Here is a 20837-nt window from a genome sequence, read left to right as displayed (position 1 = left end):
CTCCTGTTAGTTTACGGCTTTCTTCACGATTTCTGAGACAAGTTCGCCTTCACGGGTGATGAGGCTGCGCTTCAAAATTTCATCGGTCGACGCATCGCGTGCGAGCGCACCGTTTTCGAATAGGTATGTCAGCAGATTCTCCATATTCTTCGAGAGCATACGGCTTGCCGCACTGCTCATTGAAGACGTGATGTTTGCGGGAGCGAGAATTTTTACTCCACCCACTTCGACGGTTTCGCCGTGTTTGGTGAGCGTGCAGTTGCCGCCGGTTTCAGACGCCAGGTCGACAATGATCGAACCCGGTTTCATGCTCTTGACCATGTAATCTTCGATCAGAATCGGCGCTTTTTTGCCGAATATCTGCGCGGTGGTAATGACCACATCAGATTTGGTGATGTGTTTGTGCAATAGTTCTTTTTGCTTGGCGATAAATTCGGGCGATGCCTCTTTTGCGTACCCCTGGTCGTCTTGCAGGTTCTCGGTGATTTCCATTTTGACGAATTTTGCACCGAGGCTCTCTACCTGCTCAGCGGCGGCAGCGCGCACATCGAATGCCTCAACCACTGCGCCGAGGCGCTTCGCAGTCGCAATTGCCTGCAAACCAGCGACACCTGCGCCCAGCACGAATGCCTTTGCCGGTGAAATTGTGCCGGCAGCTGTCATCAGCATCGGAAAAAAGCCGTTGAATTCCTGTGAAGCCATCAGCACCGCACGGTAACCCGCAATCGACGCCATTGAACTCAGAACGTCCATCGACTGCGCAATCGTAATGCGCGGAATAAACTCCATCGCAAACGCGGTTGTTTTCATTTTTGCGTAGGCCGGCAGATTCTCTTTGCGGTTAATCGCATCGAGGGTGGCGAAGATCCAACCGCCCGATTTGTAAGATTCGATTTCTTGGGTTGTCGGCGGTCTGACCCTCAGCACTGCATCGGCAGAGGCGAGATCAGCAGCATTGCAGAGTTCTGCCCCCGCTTCGGCAAACTGCGCGTCGGTGATGAAAGAGCCATCACCTGCGCCCTTTTCGACGAGAATCGTGAAGCCTTTTGCTTTGAGTTTTTTGACGCTCTCGGGTATCAGCGCGACGCGCTTTTCTCCGGTGCTCGTTTCTTTGGCTACGGCTAGTTTCATGCGCGTGCTCTCCTTTTCATGAGGTTGTCCCAGATGACGACAATGGGTGCGGCGACAAAGTTAGAAGAATAGGTGCCGATCAGAATACCGAAAATGAGTACCTGCGCGAGGTCTTTGAGGCCCTCATCGCCAAACAGATAAATGGGTATTACTGCAACCAGAGTTGTGCCCGTCACGTTAATGGTTCTCGTGAGCGACTGCATAATCGACTTATCGACGACCGGTTCAATACCCAGTTCTTCTTGACCGTGCATATTCTCGCGAATGCGGTCGAAAATAACGATCGTATCGTTGATCGAGTAACCGAGAATCGTGAGCAGTGCGGCGACGACCGGCACCGAGAGGGGAATCTGCAGTACGCCGATAACTCCCACTGTGATGATCAGGTCATGCACCGATGCAATCAAAGCGCCGAGTGCAAAATTTAAACGAAAGCGAAATGCAACATAAATCGTAATCAGAAGCAGTGCAATACCCACCAGATAGAGCGCATTCGACTGCAGGTATGCGCCAATCGTCGGGCCAACCTGCTCAGCCGCTGAGAACTCAATCGCAGGGGAGTTTGCAGGCAGCAGCTTATTCTGAATGAGGTACTTGAGGTAATCAATCGCGTTGATCGGATAGCCCTTTTTCTCAAGGGCAGCTTTTTCGGCTTCGGCGCGGGCTGTCAGGTCTTGTTGAGACTTGCCGCCGATTTCAATTTTCATTCGGTCGCCCGACGCCTTGTCGACAACCTGAACCGCCGCAGAGATTTTCTCTGCCTCAAAAAACGAGCGCAATGAATCCACCGTGAGTTTCTCGGTTTTCTGCAGTTCTAATTTTATGCCGCCGGCAAAATCAATGCTCAGAGCAAAACCCTGGTGCTTTTGGAATGTGATAACAAGTAAGGCAACCAGCAAAACAAGCGAGCCGATGAGGCTAAACCACTTGAGTTTCATGACATGAAGGTTCATACTTTACCCCCGCGCAGCGCCGCTGCCGGCGTTTTGCCGGCGCTCCGGTGTTTGCCAAAGCCTATCGAAAGACTTTTTACTTCTACCGTGTAGGCGAGCCATTCGATAACGGCACGGGTCACAACAAGAGCTGTGAACAGGGTCGTGATGATGCCGACGAACAGTGTTACGCCGAAGCCTTTGATCGGACCAACGCCGAGCTTCGAGGCGAGAATAATCGCCGCGATCAGAGTTGTCAGGTTACTGTCGATAATTGTCAGAGTTGCGCGCTCAAACCCGGCAGCTACTGCAAGCTTCACCGATTTTCCGCGGCGCAGTTCTTCGCGTATGCGCTCGTAAATAATCACGTTTGAGTCGACCGCCATACCCATCGTCAGAACGACACCCGCAAGGCCGGGAAGTGTAATCGTGAAATCCATCAGCGCAAAAATCGCAGCCATGAGCAACAGGTTGATGACCAGCGCGAAGCTCGCAATCACTCCCGATGCATGGTAATAAGCAATCATATACAGAATAACCAGCACCAGACCAAAGAGGATTGCCTTGAGGCCTGAGTCAATCGCCTCTTGGCCAAGCGTTGGGCCCACGGAACGTTCTTCGACGATCACCATGGGCACTGGTAATGCTCCCTCTTTAATGATGAGTGCGAGGTCATTTGCCTCTTGCCCGGTGAAACTGCCGCTGATCTGCCCGCGACCGCCGAGAATGGGCTCGTTGATGCGCGGCGCCGACCGAACCTTATTGTCGATCAGAATTGCGATGAGTTTACCCTTGTTTTCCGTTGTGACTTTGCCGAATGTGTCGGCGCCGGCCGCCGTCAGTTCAAAACTCACGAGAAAGTTGCCGCGCTCGGGGTCAACAGTCGCATACACGTTGCGGCTCATCTGGTCACCGGTGAGAACCGGTTGGTTTTCAAGCACCAGAAACTCCGTTGCCATAAGCTCGCTCACGCCTTTGGCATTGGGACGTTTGTCATAAGAAAGATAGATACCGAGTGTCTTGGGAAACTTGAGTTTCGCCTCGAGCTTGCGCACGAAATCCTGGCGTTGAAAATCGGTTGTGAGTTTCTGGAATTCGCCAAACTCCCGGTTGGCTTCTTGCGTCAGGCGGCCCGCTTCGCCGGCCGGATCGTGAATGTGGTAGGCCACGCGCGCCGTCGATGCAATCAGCTTTTTTGCCTGGTCGGGGTTTGCGACACCGGGCAAGGATATTTCAATTCGTTCTTCGCCCTGCATACGAATGAGGGGCTCAGAAACACCGCGGGCATCGATGCGCGACCGCATAATCTCGAGAGCACCTTCGACATCCTGCTTTTTGCGCTGCGGAGTGAAGTCAAAAGCGTTGTTGATTTCAGTAATTTTGTTCGTCAGATTCTTCTTCTTCTCGGGGTCAGTTTCGGTCTCGAGTTGCTTCTTGAGGCCGGCGAGCATTTCGGGAGGGTATTGGCGTTCGAGAGTCTCTTTGAGTTTTTTGAAGTCGCCTTCGAGCACGAGGTTCATGCCGCCCTGCAGGTCAAGGCCGAGCTTGAAGGGTTTTGCCATTAGTTTTTCTTCGACCCACATCGGCTCGAGCAGAATGCGGTCTGGGTCTATACCTTCGAGGCGGCCGAGTTCGTTCAAAAAGGCTGTCTGAACGAACTTGCCTTTGATGCTCACGAAACTCTCTTCGGCGGCTTTTTCATTGCCAATCGGCTTTGCAGTCTTACGCGCTGCGGTGTATTTCGCTGCATAATTCTGCCCGACATATTTTTCAACGCGCTGCAGAGCCTCTTCGCGCTTTTCAGGCGCTGCGGCCTCATTGGCATAGACGCGAATGGTGCGCTCGCCGAGGTTCGGCCAAATCAGGGCAATCGACAGACCAACTACGGTCAGAATCAGAAAAAATCTAACTTGTGCACTCACAGATTAACCTCAGTATTTCTTACGCTTGATTTGTCTGCCGACGCGGAAGCGGTAGATCAGAAACAAAATCACAAACCCCGCGACAATTAAAACCTGTGTCAGGGGAATTTCAGGTAACTTAAACGTCTGGCCCTGAGGCCGCGGCTCGGGCAAATCTGCCGCAGCCGCCAGACTTGCGGGTTTCGGCTGAACGGGCTTTGTCTCGGGCTTTATGCCGGGGGCTTCGCTCACGAGGTTCACCGTCGAAGTTTCAGGGGCCCAGACGAAAGATTGCCGCGCAATTTCTTCGGGGGTGTACTCTGAAATCTCGGCTTTTGCAGGTGCTTCAGAACCGGCAGCCGCAGCAGCCTTGGCTTTCTTCTTCTTGCCCTTACGCTTTTTCTTCTTGGTTACAGGTTTGGTTTCGTCGTCGCTCTCTGCGGCCTTGGCCTTTGCAGGCGCTGGTTTCGCTTTCTCTGTCTCGGCAGTGGGCTCGTCATCGAAAATATTCTGTGCCCGCAGTTCATTGCTGAACTGAAACTGCGCAGCTGCGCAGAACAACACAAGAAATATTTGACCAAGACGGCGCACGGGTTGCCTAAGATTTGAAGGTCAGTTGCCGCCGGCTTTTGTCACGACAGTGTCAAGGGTTGAGATCGCGACCTCAACCTTCACGTCGTCTGAAATTTTCACAATCGCAATGTTTTCGTCACCTTTGACGCCGACAACGGTACCGAAAATGCCACCGCGCGTCAGAACGCGGTCGCCTTTCTCAAGCGCCTTCAGCTGCTTCTGGCGGTCTTTCTCGCGCTTCTGCTGTGGGCGAATGAGCAGAAAGTAGAACACCACAATCATCAGCACAGGCAGCGCAAAGCTTGAGATCATGCTGCTGGTATCGGGCTGACCCGCAGCTGCTTTTGGCGCTGTGCCAACAGTTGCGGTTGTACCCGCCGCCGGGGCGGCTCCGGCGGCAGGTGCCGCCGCGCCGGGTTGTGTTACGGGCACGGGTACTGCCTGTGCAACGGTGAATAATAGTTCAGTCATAGGGGCAAAGCCGCTTTTTGACACACCGCGTCAAATTATAGCGCTGCTGGCCTCTCGCCCCGCAAAAAAACATTGTCAGTGCAGACGGCAGGGTGTGCGTAGGCATGTGCGGCGCCTGCGCTCGGTAATCTATGTTCTGGCAGCTTTAGGCATGCTGGCCTGCGAAGCTGGTTCAAACGGCGAAGCACCCAACCAAGGCGCGCTGCAGCAGACGGCTGCCGGGCAGATTGTCGCAAATCTCAGCAGCCGGGGTATTGAGAAAGATCCGCGATTCACTGAACTCAGCATGATAGCGCTCTATCTCTATAAAAAAACTGACTATAGCCTCAGCTGTACCACGGCGCCCGACCGCAGAGTCTGCGAAGACGGCCTGATCTTTCGAAACGAAAAGGTCGATTCGCTGGGTTTCACCAATGAACCCGGTTATTTCGGTTACGAGCCAAGCTATTCGCCGGCGCGCTATTACCCCAACCTGGTTGCGAACGACGGCTATAACTATCCGCAAACCAAACCTGCAGACCCACCGGGTTTTGCCGACCCCGATGTCTGGCAATGCCTTTACAGTGTTTTTCAGGGCGGGTATGCATGCGGAGTGAATTCACATCCAATTCGGCATTTCAACAAGAACCTGACCACGTACACCCTGCAAGTCTATGCGACGAACGGGCAGGGTTATGCTTCGTCATACATTCTTGACTACAACCTCTTCAACAGCCTCAATCACCCGGTCAAAGACGGCGATCGGTATTATGCGTACTTCGCCGTACACTTCAATGCCATGAAGGCGGCCGCGGATTCTGAAGACCGCTTTGATCCCCATGCGTCGACATGGAAAAGGCCGATAGAGCCCGACCTGGTTTCGCCGCGTATCGAGGTCAAAGTAAAACTTCTGCCCGAAGGCCCCTATGACCGGGCGGGCAGTGTTTACGATATTCCCGATTACAGTACATGGTACGATCCGCTGGCGGGTTGCCGCGCGGCGCAGACGGTACCCGCAAATTCGGTTTATATAAGCGAAGTTTTGTGGATGGGCAGCAAATCGGTTTCAGGCGCCGGCGCGCTCGAAGACGAGTTTATTGAAATCTATAACAGCAATGCATTTGATGTCAGCATCTCTGGCTGGAAAATTCTGGGCGCCGGTACATCGTCTGAGGCGATAGTGCTGCCGACTTGCGCGGTCATCAAAGCAGGTGGCGTCTACACCGTGGGCGCGCAGACGACCAAGGCCTTTACGAAACTCGACTACACGAATGCCAAATTCTCGCTTTCAAACAGCGGCGAGTCGAGCTTTGGCTTAACCGACGCCAGCGCAGCGCCTGTTTATTCGCATGTCATTACCGGTTGCACGTCTTTGACCTGGGGGGCGGCGGCGGGAATCAATGGAGTAAATGGCAGCACGGGCGTGCCCAAACGTTCGATGCGCCTGACGAATCGAAATTCCCCTTCGACTACATGCGCATCGGGCTGGACAAGCACCAGTGTCTCTGATGCTGGTTACAGCGCTGGCAGCGCGAATCTCTCTTCGAACTACAGCGGCACGGCTGATACAGGTTCAGAAGGCACCGTCGCGACCCCTGGTTTTGCCGGCCCATTGTGAACCTGAACGAACGTTTCAATCAGGTTCTCGCCGAAATTGGCGAAGCCGCGATGGCCGCAGGCCGGCCGGCCGATTCAGTCAACCTGATCGCCGTTTCGAAAACTCACCCCGTTTCGCTCGTCGATGAGCTCGCCCAGCTAGGTCAGGTGCACTTTGCGGAAAACCGTATCGCCGAGCTGACTGAAAAGCAAGCCGCGGCGAGGGCCACCGGTCTGCAATGGCATCTCATCGGCCAACTGCAGACGAACAAGGTAAAGCTGCTAAACGCGGGGACAATTCTGCATTCACTCGACCGGCTCTCGCTTGCAGAGAAACTGCAGCAGCAATTTGCTGCAGACAACATTCGCTGCCTCATTCAGGTCAACTGCAGTGGCGAACCTAACAAATCGGGTGTGGCTCCGGCAGATTTCGACGCGCTCGCCGAAGCCATTGCGAAAAAGCCGGCGATCAGGGTTCTCGGGCTTATGACGATGGCAGAACACAGCGATGACGAGCGGGTGGTGAGACGGGCATTTGCCGACCTTCGCGAACTTTCAGAGCGGCTTGCGGCGCAGAAGATTTTTCCCGGCTACGAGAACTGGCTTTCGATGGGCATGTCAGGTGACTTTCGCTATGCAATCGCCGAAGGCGCAACGCATGTGCGTATAGGCACTGCGATTTTCGGGCATAGGTAAGTAGGGGTAGGTTTAAACCTACCCCTACTTACCTATGCAAAATCTACTGAATATGCGGCCGAGAATATCTTCACTCGAAATTTCACCCGTCAGCTCAGACATACAATCGATCGCTCGCGTTACCTGGTGCGCAATCAATTCGGGCAGCTCGCGGTCTCGCAAGAGATTCGAAGCCGACCGCATCAGCGAGGCGATTTCGTTCAGCAGCTTAACCTGCCAGACAGAGAGCGGCACCGCGTCCTGCGGGGCGAGCTCGGCTGTAATCGCAGCAAATGCCTGCATGAGCGCGGGAAATCCTTCACCGGTGAGCGCTGAAATATAGATGACAGAATTGTTGTCGGGTGAATCTTTGCGCCGATTCGCCCATTCGGCGTGCAGCATGTCGCATTTGTTCACGGCCACGAGCAGGCGGGCCGGTGTTTCAGCGGGGAGCAGGGTCTCAAGTTCAGTCGGCGCGATCGAACCATCGGCGATCAGCAGGCAGATATGTGCGCGGCCGATGAGCTCGCGCGTGCGTTCGATGCCGATGATTTCAATTGTGTCGCCGCTGTCTTCGCGCAGGCCCGCCGTGTCGAATAGCCGCACATTGACGCCCTGAATTTCGAGCTCCGCCTCAATATAGTCGCGGGTTGTGCCCGCAATGTCGCTGACAATCGACCGTTCATGCCCGAGCAGACGGTTCAAGAGCGATGACTTACCGGCATTGGGGGCACCGACGATCGCGATGTTGACGCCCCCGCGTATCGAGTCGAACCTTTGCGCGTCGTCTGCAAGCTTCTGGGTTTCGCCTTCAACGCGGGAAAGAATTGCGAGTTTGGTGTCGAGCGTCGCGAACGCAATATCTTCGTCGATAAAGTCGAGCTCGGCATTCAGATCGGCGGCGAGGTTCATGAGCGACGAGCGCAGCGACAGAAGGCCCGAGCGAAACGTACCCCGCGACAGCCGGTGCGCTGCCTTTAACGACAACTGGCTGCGCGCCTCAATCACCTCGGCGACGGCCTGAGCGGCATTGAGGCCGAGCTTGCCGTTGAGGTAGGCACGGCGCGTGAATTCGCCGGGTTCGGCGCTGCGAAAGCCGTGTCGGTAGAGCAGGGTAAGAATGGCGCGAACGATCAGCGGGTTGCCGTGGCAGTGAATTTCGAAACTGTCTTCGCCCGTAAACGAAGCCGGCCCGTCGAAACGGAAAAAAAGCACGTCGTCGATGAATTCGTCGCCATCGCTGATGTTGCCGTAGTGCGCCACGCGGGCAGTCAGCTCAGCAGCACACTTACCCGCAGGCGTCAAAAAGATATTCGCCAGGGCCGTAAAGACAGAGCCCCGCGTACCCGGAGCCCCGCTGCCGCGAATGACGGCGATTGCAGAACGCGCCCCTGCCACCGTGGCCGGGGCACAGATAAAGTCAGCGGTTGAAGTCGTCGCTTTTGAACTCAATATCGTCGGCGCCTTCTGGGTCATGGCCTGCTTCGAAGGCGATGTTGCCGATGTTGTCGTCTGTGGTAAGTTCATTGCCCGGTTCTGCCGCATTGCCATCGGGTGCCTGATCGGTAACGATCTTGAAGATGCGCACGCGCTTGTAGACGCCGTTACCTTCAGATTCAGTTTTTACGGTGCCGTTGTCTTGCAGCGCCATGTGAACGAGGCGGCGCTCGTATGGGTTGAGTGGGTCGAGCAAACGGCTTTTACCGGTACGCGCAACGTATTCGCCCGTTTTTTGTGCGATCTCCATGAGATGCTGCGCGCGGCGTTCGCGGTAATTTTCGATGTCGAGCAGAATCTTGGGCTGCTCACCGGTAATCTTTTCAACAATCAGGTTCGTCATGAACTGCAGCGCTTCGAGCGTGCGGCCGTGTTTGCCGATGATGTAGCCGGCAAATTCGCTCTCGAGATCGACCATGAGTTTGCCTTCTTCAACGCTGCGGTGGTCTTTCACGGTTACGGTGTAACCCATGTGCCCCAACAGCGTCGAAATCACGCCGCGAATAATGACCGCAAGCGGCGTCTTGCCGCGAATGGCATTCACTTTGTAGATGCCCAGCGTCTTTTGGCCGAGGCCGAGAAAACCAGAGCTGCCTTTTTTCAGCACGCTGATTTCGACATTTTCTGCTTCGGTGCCGAGATCGGCGAGTGCCTGGTCGAGAGCTTCTTTTTCGCCGAGGGCCTGTACTTCGAGTATTTGCATTTTAACCTTCCATTCGTTTCGTCCCAAAACCGGCGCCACTAACGGCGCATGTTTCGGGGGATATAGTAAGCCATGTTTCTGTTATCTGTCGTTGCACCTTGAGCTCAGGCCTTCTGTGCAGCCTTGCTGTTCTTGTGGTTCGTGTAAACCTGCTGGGCTATCGACAGAAGGTTCTGCACTGTCCAGTAAAGTACCACACCTGACGGCATCGCATAAAAGAGAAAAAGCATCATGAAAGGCATCATGAGCATAATCTTGCGCTGGTTTTCGTCGCCCGAAGTCGGTGTGAGTTTTGTCTGGTAGAACTGCGTCAAAGTCATGACAACCGGCATGAGGTGCACCGCAAAACCACCGATAAAGGGCAGGGTTGCCGGCAGTGAAAACACATGGTCTGGCTGTGACAGGTCGGGAATCCACCCTGGAATGAAGGGCGATTTCCAAAGGTCGTACGCGTCAGAGAACGCCGAGTACATCGCAATGAAGACGGGCAATTGTATCAGCATCGGCAGGCAGCCCGAAACGGGGTTCACCTTATGCGTCTTGTACATCTCCATGATGCGGCGCTGCTTCTCTTGTGGATTGTTCTTATAACGTTCGTTGATCTCTTTAATCTTGGGCTGCAGTTCGCCCATACGTTTCATCGCTTCGGCCTGCTTCTGGTTGAGCGGAAAGAACGCGAGCTTCAAAAGCAGCGCGATCAGTATGATGCCTATGCCATAATTGGGTATCACTTTGTAGAGCAGGTTCAGCGCCGAAACGATAATGTCGCGTATCGGCTCGGTGATACCAAAATCGAATGATTTATAGAGGTTCTTATGGAACTGCGAAAGTTCAGGCAACACGCGGCGCGCATCTTCATTTGGGTGCAGGTTGCTGTCGAGTTTCGGGCCCATGTAACCGATGAATTCAAAGCGCGCAGGCTTGCCTTTTTCAAGCGTCACGTCACCCAGGTTGATGTGCAGAGCCTGCGCGTTCACAAGCTGCTTCGATTCAGTGCGCACTTCTGGCGTGAGCGTTGTGCTCAGGGTCTTGAACAGCGGCTGCATGTTCAGAATCAGAAAGCGGGATGAGCTGCCAAAAAACTCTATCGGTGCATCGGTTTTTTTAGGCGCTGACGACGAACCGCCGCACGAAAACCCGGCGCCACCACCACCGCTATAAACCTGTTCAAACTTTTCACCATGGCTGTAATGGTGGTAGTCGCGAAAGTTGCCGGGGCTGCCCTCAGGTGCGGGGCCGATCATCGGCAGAGCATAGAGCATCAGATTCTTGAGTTTGAGGTTCGCCTTGGTGTCGATCGCGAGGGAAAACTTGAAATAGGGTGCTTTCTTCAAAAAGACAAATTCTTTGCTGAAAGTCGCCTCATAGCGGTTCTTATCAACCACCAGCTGTACGGGCGTCGTGGCGATAATTCTGACGGCGTCGGCATCTTCGCTCTTCGTGAACGTGAATGCGGCGAACATCATGGATGTCAGATTCGCAGTGGTCAGGTCAACGCGGGCTGGGTCGCCCAGGTAAGGCGCGAGGTAAATTTCTGTGTTGGGTACAACGATGTTGGCGCCGTCTCGCAGGGGGTAAGCCGTGTCACGGTTGCGAAATTCTTCAATGCGTGCGCCTGCCTCAGAAAAGACCACCGTGAAGTTCTGTGTTTCGATCGAGATACGTTTCGAAGTATCTCCCCGTTTGGCGACCTGCATTGCCACGGGCTCAGCCGGTGCGCCTTGCGTTGCTACGGGCAGCGGAATGATGAAGAGTGCAGCCAGAGCCGCTGCGACCAACGCGCGACGGCGGAATAAAGACAACATATAAGGTAGGGGTTCATTCGGTAAACAGGCGGTAAATCAATTTGTCAGGTCGCGCTCCGTTAACACTCAGTGACCAGCAGTATCCGGAAAAAATGCTAAAAAGCAAAAAGCCTCCGCAGCGGAGAGCTTCGCTCGCGTCGTTTGCATAGGAAACGGTTAGGGTAAAATCTGAACGCTGATGTGTTCGGCTTTGAGTCTGACCTTGAGCCAGTCGGCGATGCGTTGCTTCACGGGTGCTGGCAGGCGTTCGCGTGTTTCAATCGACACTACCCAGTTTTCGACGTCGGCCTTGTCGGGGCTGACGAGTATCGCAGGTGCGATGCTGGCATTTTCAAGGGTGAAACCCTGAGCCTGAAGCTCGCCCAGAATCTGGGCAGCAAGGGCCCTGTCGGCAATGCGTGCCTGCGCAGCAGATGTCGCCTTTTCATCACTCACTTCAAAACCCTGCTTGACCTCGAGCCTTGCTGTTTCTATGCCATAAGCCGCAAGTTTTCGCCGCATATCAGCGATCTGCGCGCTCGTGATCGGTTTGCCGCCAAATGTCAGTACAATTGACCGCTCCCGGGAATCGATACTCTTCTTGAGCAGAAAATCCCCCGGTATTGCTGTTTCGAACTCAATGAAGCGCTCGGCGCGGTTCTTGAAACGTGTGTCGTCGACGATCTGGTAACCCAGGTAGACGCTCGGCAGAATGGTCAGCAGTGTCACGAGCCAAATAATGCGCCTCACTTTTAGCGCGCGGTCAGGGTCGGGCTGTTCGCGATAGGGAAAGCGCATGAATCGCACCGTCACGAGGGTTGCCAGGGCGATAAATACTGTATTGATAATGAAGAGGTAAAATGCGCCTGCAAAAAAGCGCCCCTGACCCGTGGCGATGCCATAGCCCGCGGTGCAAAGCGGAGGCATCAGCGCGGTCGCAATCGCGACGCCCGGCAAGACGTTGCCCTTCAGCTTGCTGGCAGTGGCGAGAATGCCTGCAAGCCCGCCGACAAAGGCGATCAGCACATCGTATACATTGGGCGTCGTGCGTGCGAGAAGTTCTGAATGGGCTTCGTTGATCGGCGACGCCAGAAAGAACAGGGTAGAGGTCGCGAGGCTGACACCCGCAGCGAACGCATAATTCGTCAGCGACTTTCTGAGCAGTTGCAGGTCGTTGATGCCCATCGCCAGGCCCATGCCCATGATCGGGCCCATGAGCGGCGACACGAGCATTGCGCCAATGATTACCGCCGGCGAATTGACGTTGAGGCCGAGCGAGGCGATCAGAATCGCGAACACCAGAACCCAGAGGTTTGTGCCGCGAAACTGCACGCCGCTTTCAATCGTTTTGATGACCGAGCGAAAATTCTCACGGTGCGCCTTGAGCTTGAAGTTGTCGAGCAGGTCGGCGAGCGAATACTTCATGGCCCGACTCGTCTGAAACTACAAGACCCAGAAAAACAATATGGCGACAAGGGTCGGCCCCGTGGCGCCTAAGAGCAAGAACAGGGGGGATAAACCATTCTCCTGAAAGAATTTGCTGTGCCTGAGTATACCCACACCCGCCGGGTTCGGCGCATTGGCGATGACCGTGAGGCCGCCGCCCGTGACTGCACCCGCAACCAGTGCAATTTTCATTTGCTCGCTGAGGCCCGGTGAAAGTGACCCAAGGTAGGTGAGCGCAGCATTATCGGTGATGGCAGTCAGGCCCGTCGCGCCGAAATAGAGCTGGTTGACGTCGAGCGATTCGAGCAGCGGCTTCAACCAGAAAGCCTGCAAACTGCCCAGCGTGACAAGACCCGCAAGAAAGAAGCCGACGAGCAGGCCTTCACGCAATTTCAGAGGTTCTTGGTACTCTTTCGTGGCGACAGTCAACCCCAAAAAGATCATAAAAATGCCGAAGAAGATGTTTTCATGGTGTGCGAACACGACGGTGAGCCCAATCAGCGCGAGGTGCATCAGCGTCAGCCACACCGGAATCGTGCCCTTTCGTTCTTCTGCGGGCGCTATCTTTTTGAGTTCACGGGTAAAGAGCGCCATGACGATGATCGTGCCGGTGATAGTCGTCAAGAGGCCGCGCCAGCCGAAATGCATAAACATATAGCTGAGACCCCAGTTCCATTTGCCCGCGACCATCAGCACGGGGGGCGCGGCGAAATGCGTGAGAACTCCCCCCACTGAAACATTCACGAGCAACAGGCCGAGAGTTGCGTACGCGAAAGTTTTTGATACATCGCGGCTATAGAGCCGCTGGCGCAAAATCAGCGCGATTAAGGTCATCGCCGCAGGTTCGGTGATGAATGAGCCGAGCACCGGGCCGATGCCGAGCGCGACAAAGTAGAACGCCGCGCCAGAAGGCAATGGTAAAAGGCGCGCAAGGCCATTGATGAGTTGCTCCGCCGCCCGCAACACCGGTTTTGAAGCGGCCATAACCATGATCGCGAGTACGAATTTCGCCTCGGTGAAATTCAGGCTGTCTATGTATTTTGACGCAGGGGTGACGCTCTGGTTCTGGCCGATGATAATCAGAAACAGCAGCGCGGCCCACATGCCGAAGACGATTTCAGTCTCAGCGAGAAATTCAATGAGGTTCTGCCTCAGCGAACCGTGCGGAAAGTTATGCGCCCAGTCGTGAAACTTGCCTACAAAAAACGTGTGTAAGACGGCCAGGGCAAAGAGAATTGCCCCGGTCGCTTCCATCAAAGTCGGGGTGGGTATGTTCATGGGCAAGTATCGAAATATAGGACAAATGTACCATGAAAAAAGACTTTGGGATTATTACAGCATATTCTGACAAACTAACCAGCGATTTTTTTCTTCCAGAGCGCCGGGCCGGTGGTGTGCACCGATTCGCCGTTCACGTCGACTGCAACAGAAACCGGCATATCCTCGACCTCGAATTCGTAAATCGCTTCCATGCCCAGGTCGGCAAACGCAACCACGCGCGACTTCTTGATTGCCTTAGCAACAAGGTAGGCCGCGCCGCCAACTGCCATGAGGTAGATCGCTTTGTGTTTCTTAATTGCTTCAATCGCCTGCGGACCACGCTCTGACTTGCCGATCATGCCGATGAGACCGGTCTTTTCGAGCATCATGTCGGTGAACTTGTCCATGCGGGTCGCAGTCGTGGGGCCAGCAGGCCCAACGACTTCGTCACGCACCGGGTCGACCGGGCCCACGTAGTAGATGAAGCGGTTGTGGAAATCGACACCGTCGGGCAGTTTTTCTCCTTTTGCCATCAGGTCGGCAATGCGCTTGTGTGCGGCGTCGCGGCCAGTGAGGATTGACCCTGTGAGCAACAGCGTCTCGCCGGGTTTGAAGGCGGCGAGGTCTTCTTTTTTGAGGTCATTGACGTTAACGCGTTTCGCTCCCTCTGCCTTCCATTCAATATTCGGCCAGTCTTCAATCTTCGGTGGGTCGAGATAAACCGGGCCTGATCCATCGAGCGTCAGGTGCGCGTGGCGCGTCGCCGCGCAGTTGGGTATGATCGCAATCGGCAGCGAGGCAGCATGCGTCGGACAGTCTTTGATTTTGACGTCGAGCACTGTGGTGAGGCCACCCAGGCCCTGTGCACCAATACCCAGTTTGTTTACCTCGTTGTAGAGGGTAATGCGCAGCTCTTCAGCCTTGTTCTGTGGCCCGCGTGCAATGAGCTCCTGGATGTCAATCGGATCCATCAGCGATTCTTTTGCCATCACCATCGCTTTGTCCGCGGTACCGCCAATGCCGATACCCAGCATGCCAGGTGGGCACCAGCCTGCGCCCATTGTCGGTACGGTTTTCAGTACCCAGTCGACAATGCTGTCCGAAGGGTTCAGCATAGCAAATTTTGCCTTGTTCTCAGAACCGCCACCTTTTGCCGCAACGGTAATCTCTACCTCATTGCCGGGTACGAGTCGGGTATAGATGACGGCAGGCGTGTTGTCCTTGGTATTCTTGCGGGCACCCGCCGGGTCGTTCACAATCGACGCGCGGAGTACATTGTCAGGGTGCATATAAGCACGGCGTACACCTTCGTTGATCATGTCTTCCAAAGTCATCGTTGCATTCCATTGCACATCCATGCCGACATTGACGAAAACCGATACAATGCCGGTATCCTGGCAAAGCGGGCGGTGGCCGATTGCCGACATGCGGGAGTTCAGAAGAATCTGCGCCATAGCGTCTTTGGCCGCACGGGACTCTTCTTTTTCATACGCGTTCTTCATTGCCTGGATAAAGTCGGGCGGGTGGTAGTAAGAAATATATTGTAGCGCGCCAGCTACCGATTCGATGACGTCGTCTTGCTTGATGACTGTGGGCATAGGCCATTAGCGAAATTCTGAGTTATGTTGGAAATCAGATAAGGGTAACCACGGCGACACGGCGTTAGGCCCAGTGGTTGTAGCACCATGGTCTTTCCCGCGAAAGCGGGAATCTACTCCCATGTCGATATTGGAACGCCGACATGCCCCCGCGGATAATCAAGATCACAAAACACTTGCCGACTTGTACAAGAAGGCATAGGTTGTACACATGCTGCTGAACGTCGCCTATTCAGAACTCAGGCAACATCTGGCCGAAAACCTCGATGCCGTCGCTAATGGGGATACAATACTCGTTGAAAGGCGGGGCAAGGTTGTTGCGAAAATCGTGCCAGTAGAGCAGCCAAAGAAAGCGAAAAAAAGCTGGCACAGAAAATTCGAGCCCATTAAAATTAAGGGTCCTCCAATGTCTGAAACGATACGGCAGATGCGGGACGAATCCTGGTAATATTCATCGATACGTCCGCTTTAGTTAAGCGTTATATTGTCGAAGAGGGCACCCGGGAAGTTCTTGGGATATTTGAAGATTCTTATGACATTAGAGTCAGTGCTGTTACCAAAGCTGAGGCGATCTCAGCTTTTAATTTTCGGCGGCACCGAGGCGATATCTCGAAAGCCGAGTATGCGCGGTGTATAGACTCCTTTTTCGAAGATTTTAAGGATTTTGAGGTCGTGCCGCTTTCTGATACTGTTGAGTCAAAAGTGCAGAAGCTGGCTGAAAAATATGGGCACAAAGCTTTGGATAACATTCAGTTGGCATCAGCACTAGTGATGAAGCCCGGCAAATTTGTCACGAGCGATAAGAAACTGGGTTCGATTGCCGAACTCGAAAAACTCAAAGTCAAAAAAATCTAAACAGCCGCCGCCGCATCGGCCCGCTCTTGCCTGCGCCGCGCCGTCACTTCAGCGTAATGCTTCTCATAGTCGGGAAAGTTTGTGCCCATGATGCGATCCCAGAAGTTGAAGTACAGGCTGTAGTTACCGTCGAACTTTGCATGGTGCATATTGTGGTGTGTTGAGGTGTTAATCCACCTCAAGATTGGATGCGATGCCCAGGCAGCGGGAAAAAATTCGTACCCCAGATGCCACCAGATGTTCATGATCATTGCATAGAAGGTGTGGCCCATCAGAACCCAGAATTGGGTCGGCACGAGGCAGGTGAAAATTACCAGATATATACCTTCAAGAAATGCCTCGATTGCATGAAAGTTGTAAGCCGCCAGCGGGGTCGGGTTTATGGACTTATGGTGAACCAGGTGAATATGTTTATAGAGTCTCTTGCGGTGCACGAGGCGGTGCATCCAATAGAACCAGGTCTCATGCCACACAGTTACAGCCACAATCGTGAAGATCATGTAAGGCCAACCGCCATATTTGCCGGCGTCGCGGTAGATTTCACCCGGCAGGTAGCCCGCTTTGCGCGCGGCAAATGTTGCTACGCCAATCAGCGTGAAGACAATCAGGGTGACTGCGGATTGCAGAATTTCATAGCGAATGCGCTCTGAGCGAGGGAACGCCTGCTGGATCTTGAAACGCTGAAAATAGCCTTTTTTCCAGACCCAGAAAATGACAAATGCCAACCCTGCAATCGGGTAATAACGAACAAAGTTCATCTTGAGCTGAAACAGGGCTATTTGCCCCGCGCATTGCCAGCTCAGCTCACAGATTGCAGGCATGGTTTAAATAAGGATTGCCCCCGAGGGGAACAAACCTTATTTCATTTTGTATTTTTTCTTGAATTTGTCTACGCGACCTGCTGTATCGACCAGCTTGGTCTTGCCAGTGAAGAATGGGTGGCAGTTAGAGCAAATTTCGACAAAGATTTCTTTTTTGGTTGAGCGCGTCTTGTGTTCCGCGCCGCATGCGCAACGGATCACCGCGTCTTCATAAACGGGATGTATACCTGCTTTCATATCGCCCAAACCGCGTTTCAAGACAGGGTGGCAAGGAAAATGATTCTGCTTGACCTTGCATCGCACAGGCTCTTTGCGAAGTAACCGATGCCCGACGCCAAATACGAATTCGACGATACCCGATCTGCAATAGGCGCCAATGAACTCGATGCGCAAGAGCGCAAAGAAATGCTCGACCGCTTTAAATCTGCGGGCGGGCAAGTGCTCAGAGAAAAGAGTATCGCCGAAAAGGCCGAAGATGCGCGGCGCGCAGCCGAAGCCAAATCAGGTGGTCCCTCAGGCCGGCCAGTCGGCGGTGGTGGTGGCGGCCCGGTGGCCGAAAATAAGCTGCCTTCGCAGCTGAGGCGCGAGCGCGAGCGCGAAGAGTCTGAAAAGGCGCAGCGTGCCCGGCAAGAATATGAGAAGGCACTCAAAAAACTCAGCGGGCCCGGGGCGAGGTTTGTCATTCGCCTGCGCTGCTTTCTTGCGGGCGTTGCACCATTTTCGGGCAAGCATATCAAACCCCAGTTCGTGCAGTTTCTGAATCTTGAACTGAAGCAGGCACTCATTGAATTCAACCTCATCTGCAATGACCTGTTTTTGCAGCGGCCGTCGATTGGTAAAAAGATCATGCATGGTCTGGATGCGAAAAATCCGCTGCTTATGGAAACCCTTGAGTATGCGCACCACCTCTATAACAGCGAATACTTTAATGCGTTCGCGACAGCTGCGCAGAATAACACGTCGGTGCCGGTAGAAACGGTGTCGGCTTCGCTGAAGTCGATCTATCGCACGCTCTACATTCTTTATCCGTTTCAAGAAACGTTCAAAAAGGCGATGGGTTTCGCGCTCGATATATTTACGCCCGAGGCACAGCAGGCAAAACTCTCGCAAGAGTCTCTGCAGGGTATGATCATCAAGCAGAAGCGGTTTCATACCAACGCCAAGGCGGTATTTCAGACGGCTTTTCCGAAATTGTTTCATTTGATCTGCCTCGCTGACGGTATCGATTACCCCCCGTTCTCGCCGCTGCTCGAAAAGGCGATTCAGGTAACGCAAAGCGATAAGCTGGGGCAGCGCAAAAAGGGCGATGGCTCGACTCTCGAGTCAAATGCAGCTGAAGGTGCAGTACGAGAAGGCACAGAAGCGGCAGAGGCCGCTACCGAAGAAAAGAAAGAAGAAGAGAAAAAGGGCGGCATTTACGACACAAAAGAGTATCAATATGGCTACTCTCTCATGAAGGTGAGAAATCCCCCCCAGCTTGTTGAGAGGTACGACAAGTCGAAGCGTATGCTTGAGAAAGTAGCGATCAATGACCGCATTCTGCTTTCATACCTCTATTTCATGGAGTTCGACTACGAATATTCATTCGTGCTCACCACGAATAAGATTCAGATCAACGTCGACTACTCGGGCGGGGTCAAATCGGACTACAAGAAGCAGATGGCCGACCTCTATAATGAGTCGCGCGCGATTATCAAAGCGTACGAAAAATACGAAGAGATGCTGCAGGAATACAAAGCCGCGCGCGACCGTAAATCGACCAATTATATAGAGAAGTCAAAGCTTGAAGAAAAGGCGAAGGGCCGGGCAGACATGGAGGGCCGAAATACCCGTGGTCTCATTCGCACTTTCATGGACAACGTCGCAAAATCGATGGCATTTCTCATCTCAGACATGAAAAATGCAAAGCAGATCGTCGGCAATATGGAAGACCTCATGAAATTCGATTCTGATTTTGAGAAATCGAAACGCCTGAACGGCAAACCCATCAAGCAGTGCATTATGGACGCCTACTGTTTCGCCGTGGCATTTAAAGAGCGTCTCGCCAACGGTGACCTGTTTCCGCTGACGCCGATGACCGACGAAGAGATGACCGAGTCTTTCGGTTCAACCTTCGGCAGTTCGACGCCTGCGCCGGCAGATTCTACCGAAATCTGACATGCGCGCTTTGGGCGTTATCCCTGCGCGCTATGCTTCGACGCGTTTTCCCGGTAAACCGCTAGCCCTGATCGCCGGCAAGCCCATGATTGAATGGGTTTATGGCGCGGCGAAGAAGTGCACCGACCTCGATCACGTCGTCGTCGCAACCGACGATGCGCGCATTGCCGATGCTGTCAGGCAGTTCGGTGGCGAAGCGGTCATGACGCGTGACGACCATGTCTCGGGTTTCGATCGCATCGTTGAAGTGGCGTCAAAGTTCTCTGGTTTTACGCACTACGTCAATGTGCAGGGCGATGAACCTCTGCTGCCTGCTGCGAATATATCGGGCGCTGTGGCGCTCTTTCGGGAGCATGGTGAAGACTGCCATATCGCAACGACCGCTGTGCCTTTTTCAAACGAGGCCGACGAGGCGAATGAAAACATGGTCAAGGTTGTGCTCGCGCACGATGCGCGCGCGCTCTATTTTTCACGCTCGCGCATTCCGTTCTATCGCAAAGATGTGAGGGCCTCGCTGCCGGCGCTCAAGCACCAGGGGCTCTATGCCTATTCGCGCGAGGCATTGCTGAAGCTGGCCAAGCTGCCGGTCGCTGCGCTCGAAGAGGCCGAAAGCCTCGAGCAGCTGCGCTTTCTTTATAACGGCTTCAATATCTTTGTGCATATTGCCCGCGAAGATTCGCCGGGCGTCGATGTGCCCGAAGACATTAAGCGCGTCGAACAGATTCTGCAGCATGCCGTCTAAACCGCATTACTGGGACACAGCAACCACCCACCTGCAGCGCAGCGACAAAACACTCGCAGCAATTATTGCGAAATACCCTGAGGTGAAGCTGCGGCTCAAAAAAGATTCATTCACCACGCTTGCGCGCGCGATTGTCGGCCAGCAGATTTCGGTGAAAGCAGCCGATTCCATTTGGGCGCGGGTCGTCGCTGCCGCGCAGGGCCGCATGACGAAGATAGATCCCGCTAAGATTCTCGCGCTGAATACAAAAGCGCTGCGGGCCTGCGGGCTCTCAGAGCGCAAGGTGAGCTATCTGCAGAATCTTTCAGAGCGTTACGTCTCGGGTCATCTGAATGGGCAGAAACTAGCGCGCATGCAGGATGCAGAAGTGAAGAAGACGCTGGTTGCACTGCACGGTATTGGCCCGTGGACAGCCGACATGTATATGATGTTCAATCTCTGGCGGCCCGACATTTTACCACTGGGTGACGTGGGCCTCGTGCGGGCAATTGAACTGCATTATTTTGAGGGCCGAAAGGTGCCGCTTGAAAAGGTCCGCAAAACCGCCGCGCCCTGGTCGCCTTACGCGACCGTCGCCACCTGGTACCTCTGGCGCTCGCTGGATCCTATACCGGTGGAATACTAAGGAATGTCGCAGACATTCCGTAGGCTGCGCGTCGCGCCCGAAAATTGAATAGCAGCGAAGCGCTTTAGCAGCAATTCGCTGGCGAATTGCG

Annotated in this window: 20 protein-coding genes; 7 read left to right on the top strand and 13 right to left on the bottom strand. The window is 54.1% G+C overall.

Annotated elements, in window-relative coordinates:
• Nucleotides 1-6 precede the first annotated feature (6 nt).
• Genes TURPA_RS19075 through yajC form a run of 5 tightly spaced genes read right to left on the bottom strand, consistent with a single transcriptional unit; the run spans nucleotide 7 to nucleotide 5008 of the window.
• Nucleotides 7-1131, bottom strand: a complete 1125-nt coding sequence (locus tag TURPA_RS19075; RefSeq protein ID WP_014804902.1) for an NAD(P) transhydrogenase subunit alpha — start codon at nucleotides 1129-1131, stop codon at nucleotides 7-9.
• Nucleotides 1128-2084, bottom strand: a complete 957-nt coding sequence (gene secF / locus TURPA_RS19070; protein ID WP_014804901.1) for a protein translocase subunit SecF — start codon at nucleotides 2082-2084, stop codon at nucleotides 1128-1130. The genes TURPA_RS19075 and secF overlap by 4 nt, the downstream gene beginning before the upstream one ends.
• Nucleotides 2081-3985, bottom strand: coding sequence for a protein translocase subunit SecD (gene secD, locus TURPA_RS19065; protein WP_014804900.1), 1905 nt, complete (start codon nucleotides 3983-3985; stop codon nucleotides 2081-2083). The genes secF and secD overlap by 4 nt, the downstream gene beginning before the upstream one ends.
• A 9-nt stretch (nucleotides 3986-3994) precedes the next feature.
• Nucleotides 3995-4555: a hypothetical protein gene (locus TURPA_RS19060; RefSeq protein WP_014804899.1), complete on the bottom strand. Its 561-nt coding sequence runs from the start codon at nucleotides 4553-4555 to the stop codon at nucleotides 3995-3997.
• Between the two features lie 21 nt (nucleotides 4556-4576).
• Nucleotides 4577-5008: a preprotein translocase subunit YajC gene (gene yajC / locus TURPA_RS19055; RefSeq protein ID WP_014804898.1), complete on the bottom strand. Its 432-nt coding sequence runs from the start codon at nucleotides 5006-5008 to the stop codon at nucleotides 4577-4579.
• 106 nt (nucleotides 5009-5114) lie between these two features.
• Between yajC and TURPA_RS19050 the strand changes: the two genes are divergently transcribed.
• Both TURPA_RS19050 and TURPA_RS19045 read left to right on the top strand, forming a co-directional pair.
• A complete protein-coding gene (locus TURPA_RS19050) occupies nucleotides 5115-6605 on the top strand; it encodes a lamin tail domain-containing protein (RefSeq protein WP_014804897.1) in 1491 nt (496 codons plus the stop codon).
• Nucleotides 6602-7279 (top strand): YggS family pyridoxal phosphate-dependent enzyme, encoded by a 678-nt coding sequence (locus TURPA_RS19045; RefSeq protein ID WP_014804896.1) that lies wholly within the window; start codon nucleotides 6602-6604, stop codon nucleotides 7277-7279. The genes TURPA_RS19050 and TURPA_RS19045 overlap by 4 nt, the downstream gene beginning before the upstream one ends.
• Before the next feature lie 24 nt (nucleotides 7280-7303).
• Here the strand turns inward: TURPA_RS19045 and mnmE are convergent, their stop codons facing one another.
• The 6 genes from mnmE to TURPA_RS19015 form a co-directional block, all read right to left on the bottom strand.
• A complete protein-coding gene (gene mnmE, locus TURPA_RS19040; RefSeq protein WP_014804895.1) occupies nucleotides 7304-8734 on the bottom strand; it encodes a tRNA uridine-5-carboxymethylaminomethyl(34) synthesis GTPase MnmE in 1431 nt (476 codons plus the stop codon).
• Entirely contained in the window at nucleotides 8679-9458 is a 780-nt protein-coding gene (jag, locus tag TURPA_RS19035; protein WP_014804894.1) for an RNA-binding cell elongation regulator Jag/EloR, read from the bottom strand. Before jag ends, mnmE begins: the two co-directional genes overlap by 56 nt.
• Nucleotides 9459-9562: 104 nt before the next feature.
• Complete coding sequence (locus tag TURPA_RS19030) at nucleotides 9563-11263, bottom strand: YidC/Oxa1 family membrane protein insertase (protein ID WP_014804893.1); 1701 nt, start codon at nucleotides 11261-11263, stop codon at nucleotides 9563-9565.
• Nucleotides 11264-11419: 156 nt separating this feature from the next.
• On the bottom strand, nucleotides 11420-12667 hold the full coding sequence (locus TURPA_RS19025) for a TIGR00341 family protein (RefSeq protein WP_014804892.1): 1248 nt from the start codon (nucleotides 12665-12667) through the stop codon (nucleotides 11420-11422).
• Nucleotides 12668-12685: 18 nt separating this feature from the next.
• A complete protein-coding gene (locus TURPA_RS19020; RefSeq protein WP_014804891.1) occupies nucleotides 12686-13966 on the bottom strand; it encodes a putative Na+/H+ antiporter in 1281 nt (426 codons plus the stop codon).
• Between the two features lie 74 nt (nucleotides 13967-14040).
• The gene (locus TURPA_RS19015) at nucleotides 14041-15546 is read right to left on the bottom strand and encodes a fumarate hydratase (RefSeq protein WP_014804890.1); all 1506 of its coding nucleotides are present in this window, start codon (nucleotides 15544-15546) and stop codon (nucleotides 14041-14043) included.
• Nucleotides 15547-15757: 211 nt separating this feature from the next.
• On the opposite strand from TURPA_RS19015, the gene TURPA_RS19010 reads away from it, so the two are divergent.
• Nucleotides 15758-15994, top strand: a complete 237-nt coding sequence (locus TURPA_RS19010; RefSeq protein WP_014804889.1) for a type II toxin-antitoxin system Phd/YefM family antitoxin — start codon at nucleotides 15758-15760, stop codon at nucleotides 15992-15994.
• Complete coding sequence (locus tag TURPA_RS23035) at nucleotides 15985-16401, top strand: type II toxin-antitoxin system VapC family toxin (protein ID WP_014804888.1); 417 nt, start codon at nucleotides 15985-15987, stop codon at nucleotides 16399-16401. Before TURPA_RS19010 ends, TURPA_RS23035 begins: the two co-directional genes overlap by 10 nt.
• On the opposite strand, the gene TURPA_RS19000 is transcribed toward TURPA_RS23035, so the two are convergent.
• The gene (locus tag TURPA_RS19000) at nucleotides 16398-17222 is read right to left on the bottom strand and encodes a sterol desaturase family protein (RefSeq protein ID WP_014804887.1); all 825 of its coding nucleotides are present in this window, start codon (nucleotides 17220-17222) and stop codon (nucleotides 16398-16400) included. The two genes, TURPA_RS23035 and TURPA_RS19000, sit on opposite strands and share 4 nt — an antisense overlap.
• A 36-nt stretch (nucleotides 17223-17258) precedes the next feature.
• Nucleotides 17259-17459: a 50S ribosomal protein L31 gene (rpmE, locus tag TURPA_RS18995; protein WP_014804886.1), complete on the bottom strand. Its 201-nt coding sequence runs from the start codon at nucleotides 17457-17459 to the stop codon at nucleotides 17259-17261.
• Nucleotides 17460-17546: 87 nt separating this feature from the next.
• On the opposite strand from rpmE, the gene TURPA_RS18990 reads away from it, so the two are divergent.
• The 3 genes from TURPA_RS18990 to TURPA_RS18980 are packed head-to-tail and all read left to right on the top strand — an operon-like array spanning nucleotide 17547 to nucleotide 20746.
• Nucleotides 17547-19379 (top strand): hypothetical protein, encoded by a 1833-nt coding sequence (locus TURPA_RS18990; RefSeq protein ID WP_014804885.1) that lies wholly within the window; start codon nucleotides 17547-17549, stop codon nucleotides 19377-19379.
• A 1-nt stretch (nucleotide 19380) separates the two neighbouring features.
• The gene (gene kdsB / locus TURPA_RS18985; RefSeq protein WP_014804884.1) at nucleotides 19381-20121 is read left to right on the top strand and encodes a 3-deoxy-manno-octulosonate cytidylyltransferase; all 741 of its coding nucleotides are present in this window, start codon (nucleotides 19381-19383) and stop codon (nucleotides 20119-20121) included.
• Nucleotides 20111-20746 (top strand): DNA-3-methyladenine glycosylase family protein, encoded by a 636-nt coding sequence (locus TURPA_RS18980; RefSeq protein ID WP_014804883.1) that lies wholly within the window; start codon nucleotides 20111-20113, stop codon nucleotides 20744-20746. The genes kdsB and TURPA_RS18980 overlap by 11 nt, the downstream gene beginning before the upstream one ends.
• Nucleotides 20747-20837: the final 91 nt, after the last annotated feature.

It is taken from the genome of Turneriella parva DSM 21527 (assembly GCF_000266885.1).
Classification (GTDB): domain Bacteria; phylum Spirochaetota; class Leptospiria; order Turneriellales; family Turneriellaceae; genus Turneriella; species Turneriella parva.
Note: the sequence above shows the minus strand (reverse complement) of the source record. Positions and strands in the feature narration are given on the sequence as shown.

Coding starts and splice junctions, on each gene's coding strand:
- TURPA_RS19075 (WP_014804902.1), bottom strand. CDS start 1,131: ATGAAACTAGCCGTAGCCAAAGAAACGAGCACCGGAGAAAAGCGCGTC.
- secF (WP_014804901.1), bottom strand. CDS start 2,084: ATGAACCTTCATGTCATGAAACTCAAGTGGTTTAGCCTCATCGGCTCG.
- yajC (WP_014804898.1), bottom strand. CDS start 5,008: ATGACTGAACTATTATTCACCGTTGCACAGGCAGTACCCGTGCCCGTA.
- mnmE (WP_014804895.1), bottom strand. CDS start 8,734: ATGACCCAGAAGGCGCCGACGATATTGAGTTCAAAAGCGACGACTTCA.
- jag (WP_014804894.1), bottom strand. CDS start 9,458: ATGCAAATACTCGAAGTACAGGCCCTCGGCGAAAAAGAAGCTCTCGAC.
- TURPA_RS19030 (WP_014804893.1), bottom strand. CDS start 11,263: ATGTTGTCTTTATTCCGCCGTCGCGCGTTGGTCGCAGCGGCTCTGGCT.
- TURPA_RS19025 (WP_014804892.1), bottom strand. CDS start 12,667: ATGAAGTATTCGCTCGCCGACCTGCTCGACAACTTCAAGCTCAAGGCG.
- TURPA_RS19020 (WP_014804891.1), bottom strand. CDS start 13,966: ATGAACATACCCACCCCGACTTTGATGGAAGCGACCGGGGCAATTCTC.
- TURPA_RS19015 (WP_014804890.1), bottom strand. CDS start 15,546: ATGCCCACAGTCATCAAGCAAGACGACGTCATCGAATCGGTAGCTGGC.
- TURPA_RS19010 (WP_014804889.1), top strand. CDS start 15,758: ATGCTGCTGAACGTCGCCTATTCAGAACTCAGGCAACATCTGGCCGAA.
- TURPA_RS19000 (WP_014804887.1), bottom strand. CDS start 17,222: ATGCCTGCAATCTGTGAGCTGAGCTGGCAATGCGCGGGGCAAATAGCC.
- rpmE (WP_014804886.1), bottom strand. CDS start 17,459: ATGAAAGCAGGTATACATCCCGTTTATGAAGACGCGGTGATCCGTTGC.
- TURPA_RS18990 (WP_014804885.1), top strand. CDS start 17,547: ATGCCCGACGCCAAATACGAATTCGACGATACCCGATCTGCAATAGGC.
- kdsB (WP_014804884.1), top strand. CDS start 19,381: ATGCGCGCTTTGGGCGTTATCCCTGCGCGCTATGCTTCGACGCGTTTT.
- TURPA_RS18980 (WP_014804883.1), top strand. CDS start 20,111: ATGCCGTCTAAACCGCATTACTGGGACACAGCAACCACCCACCTGCAG.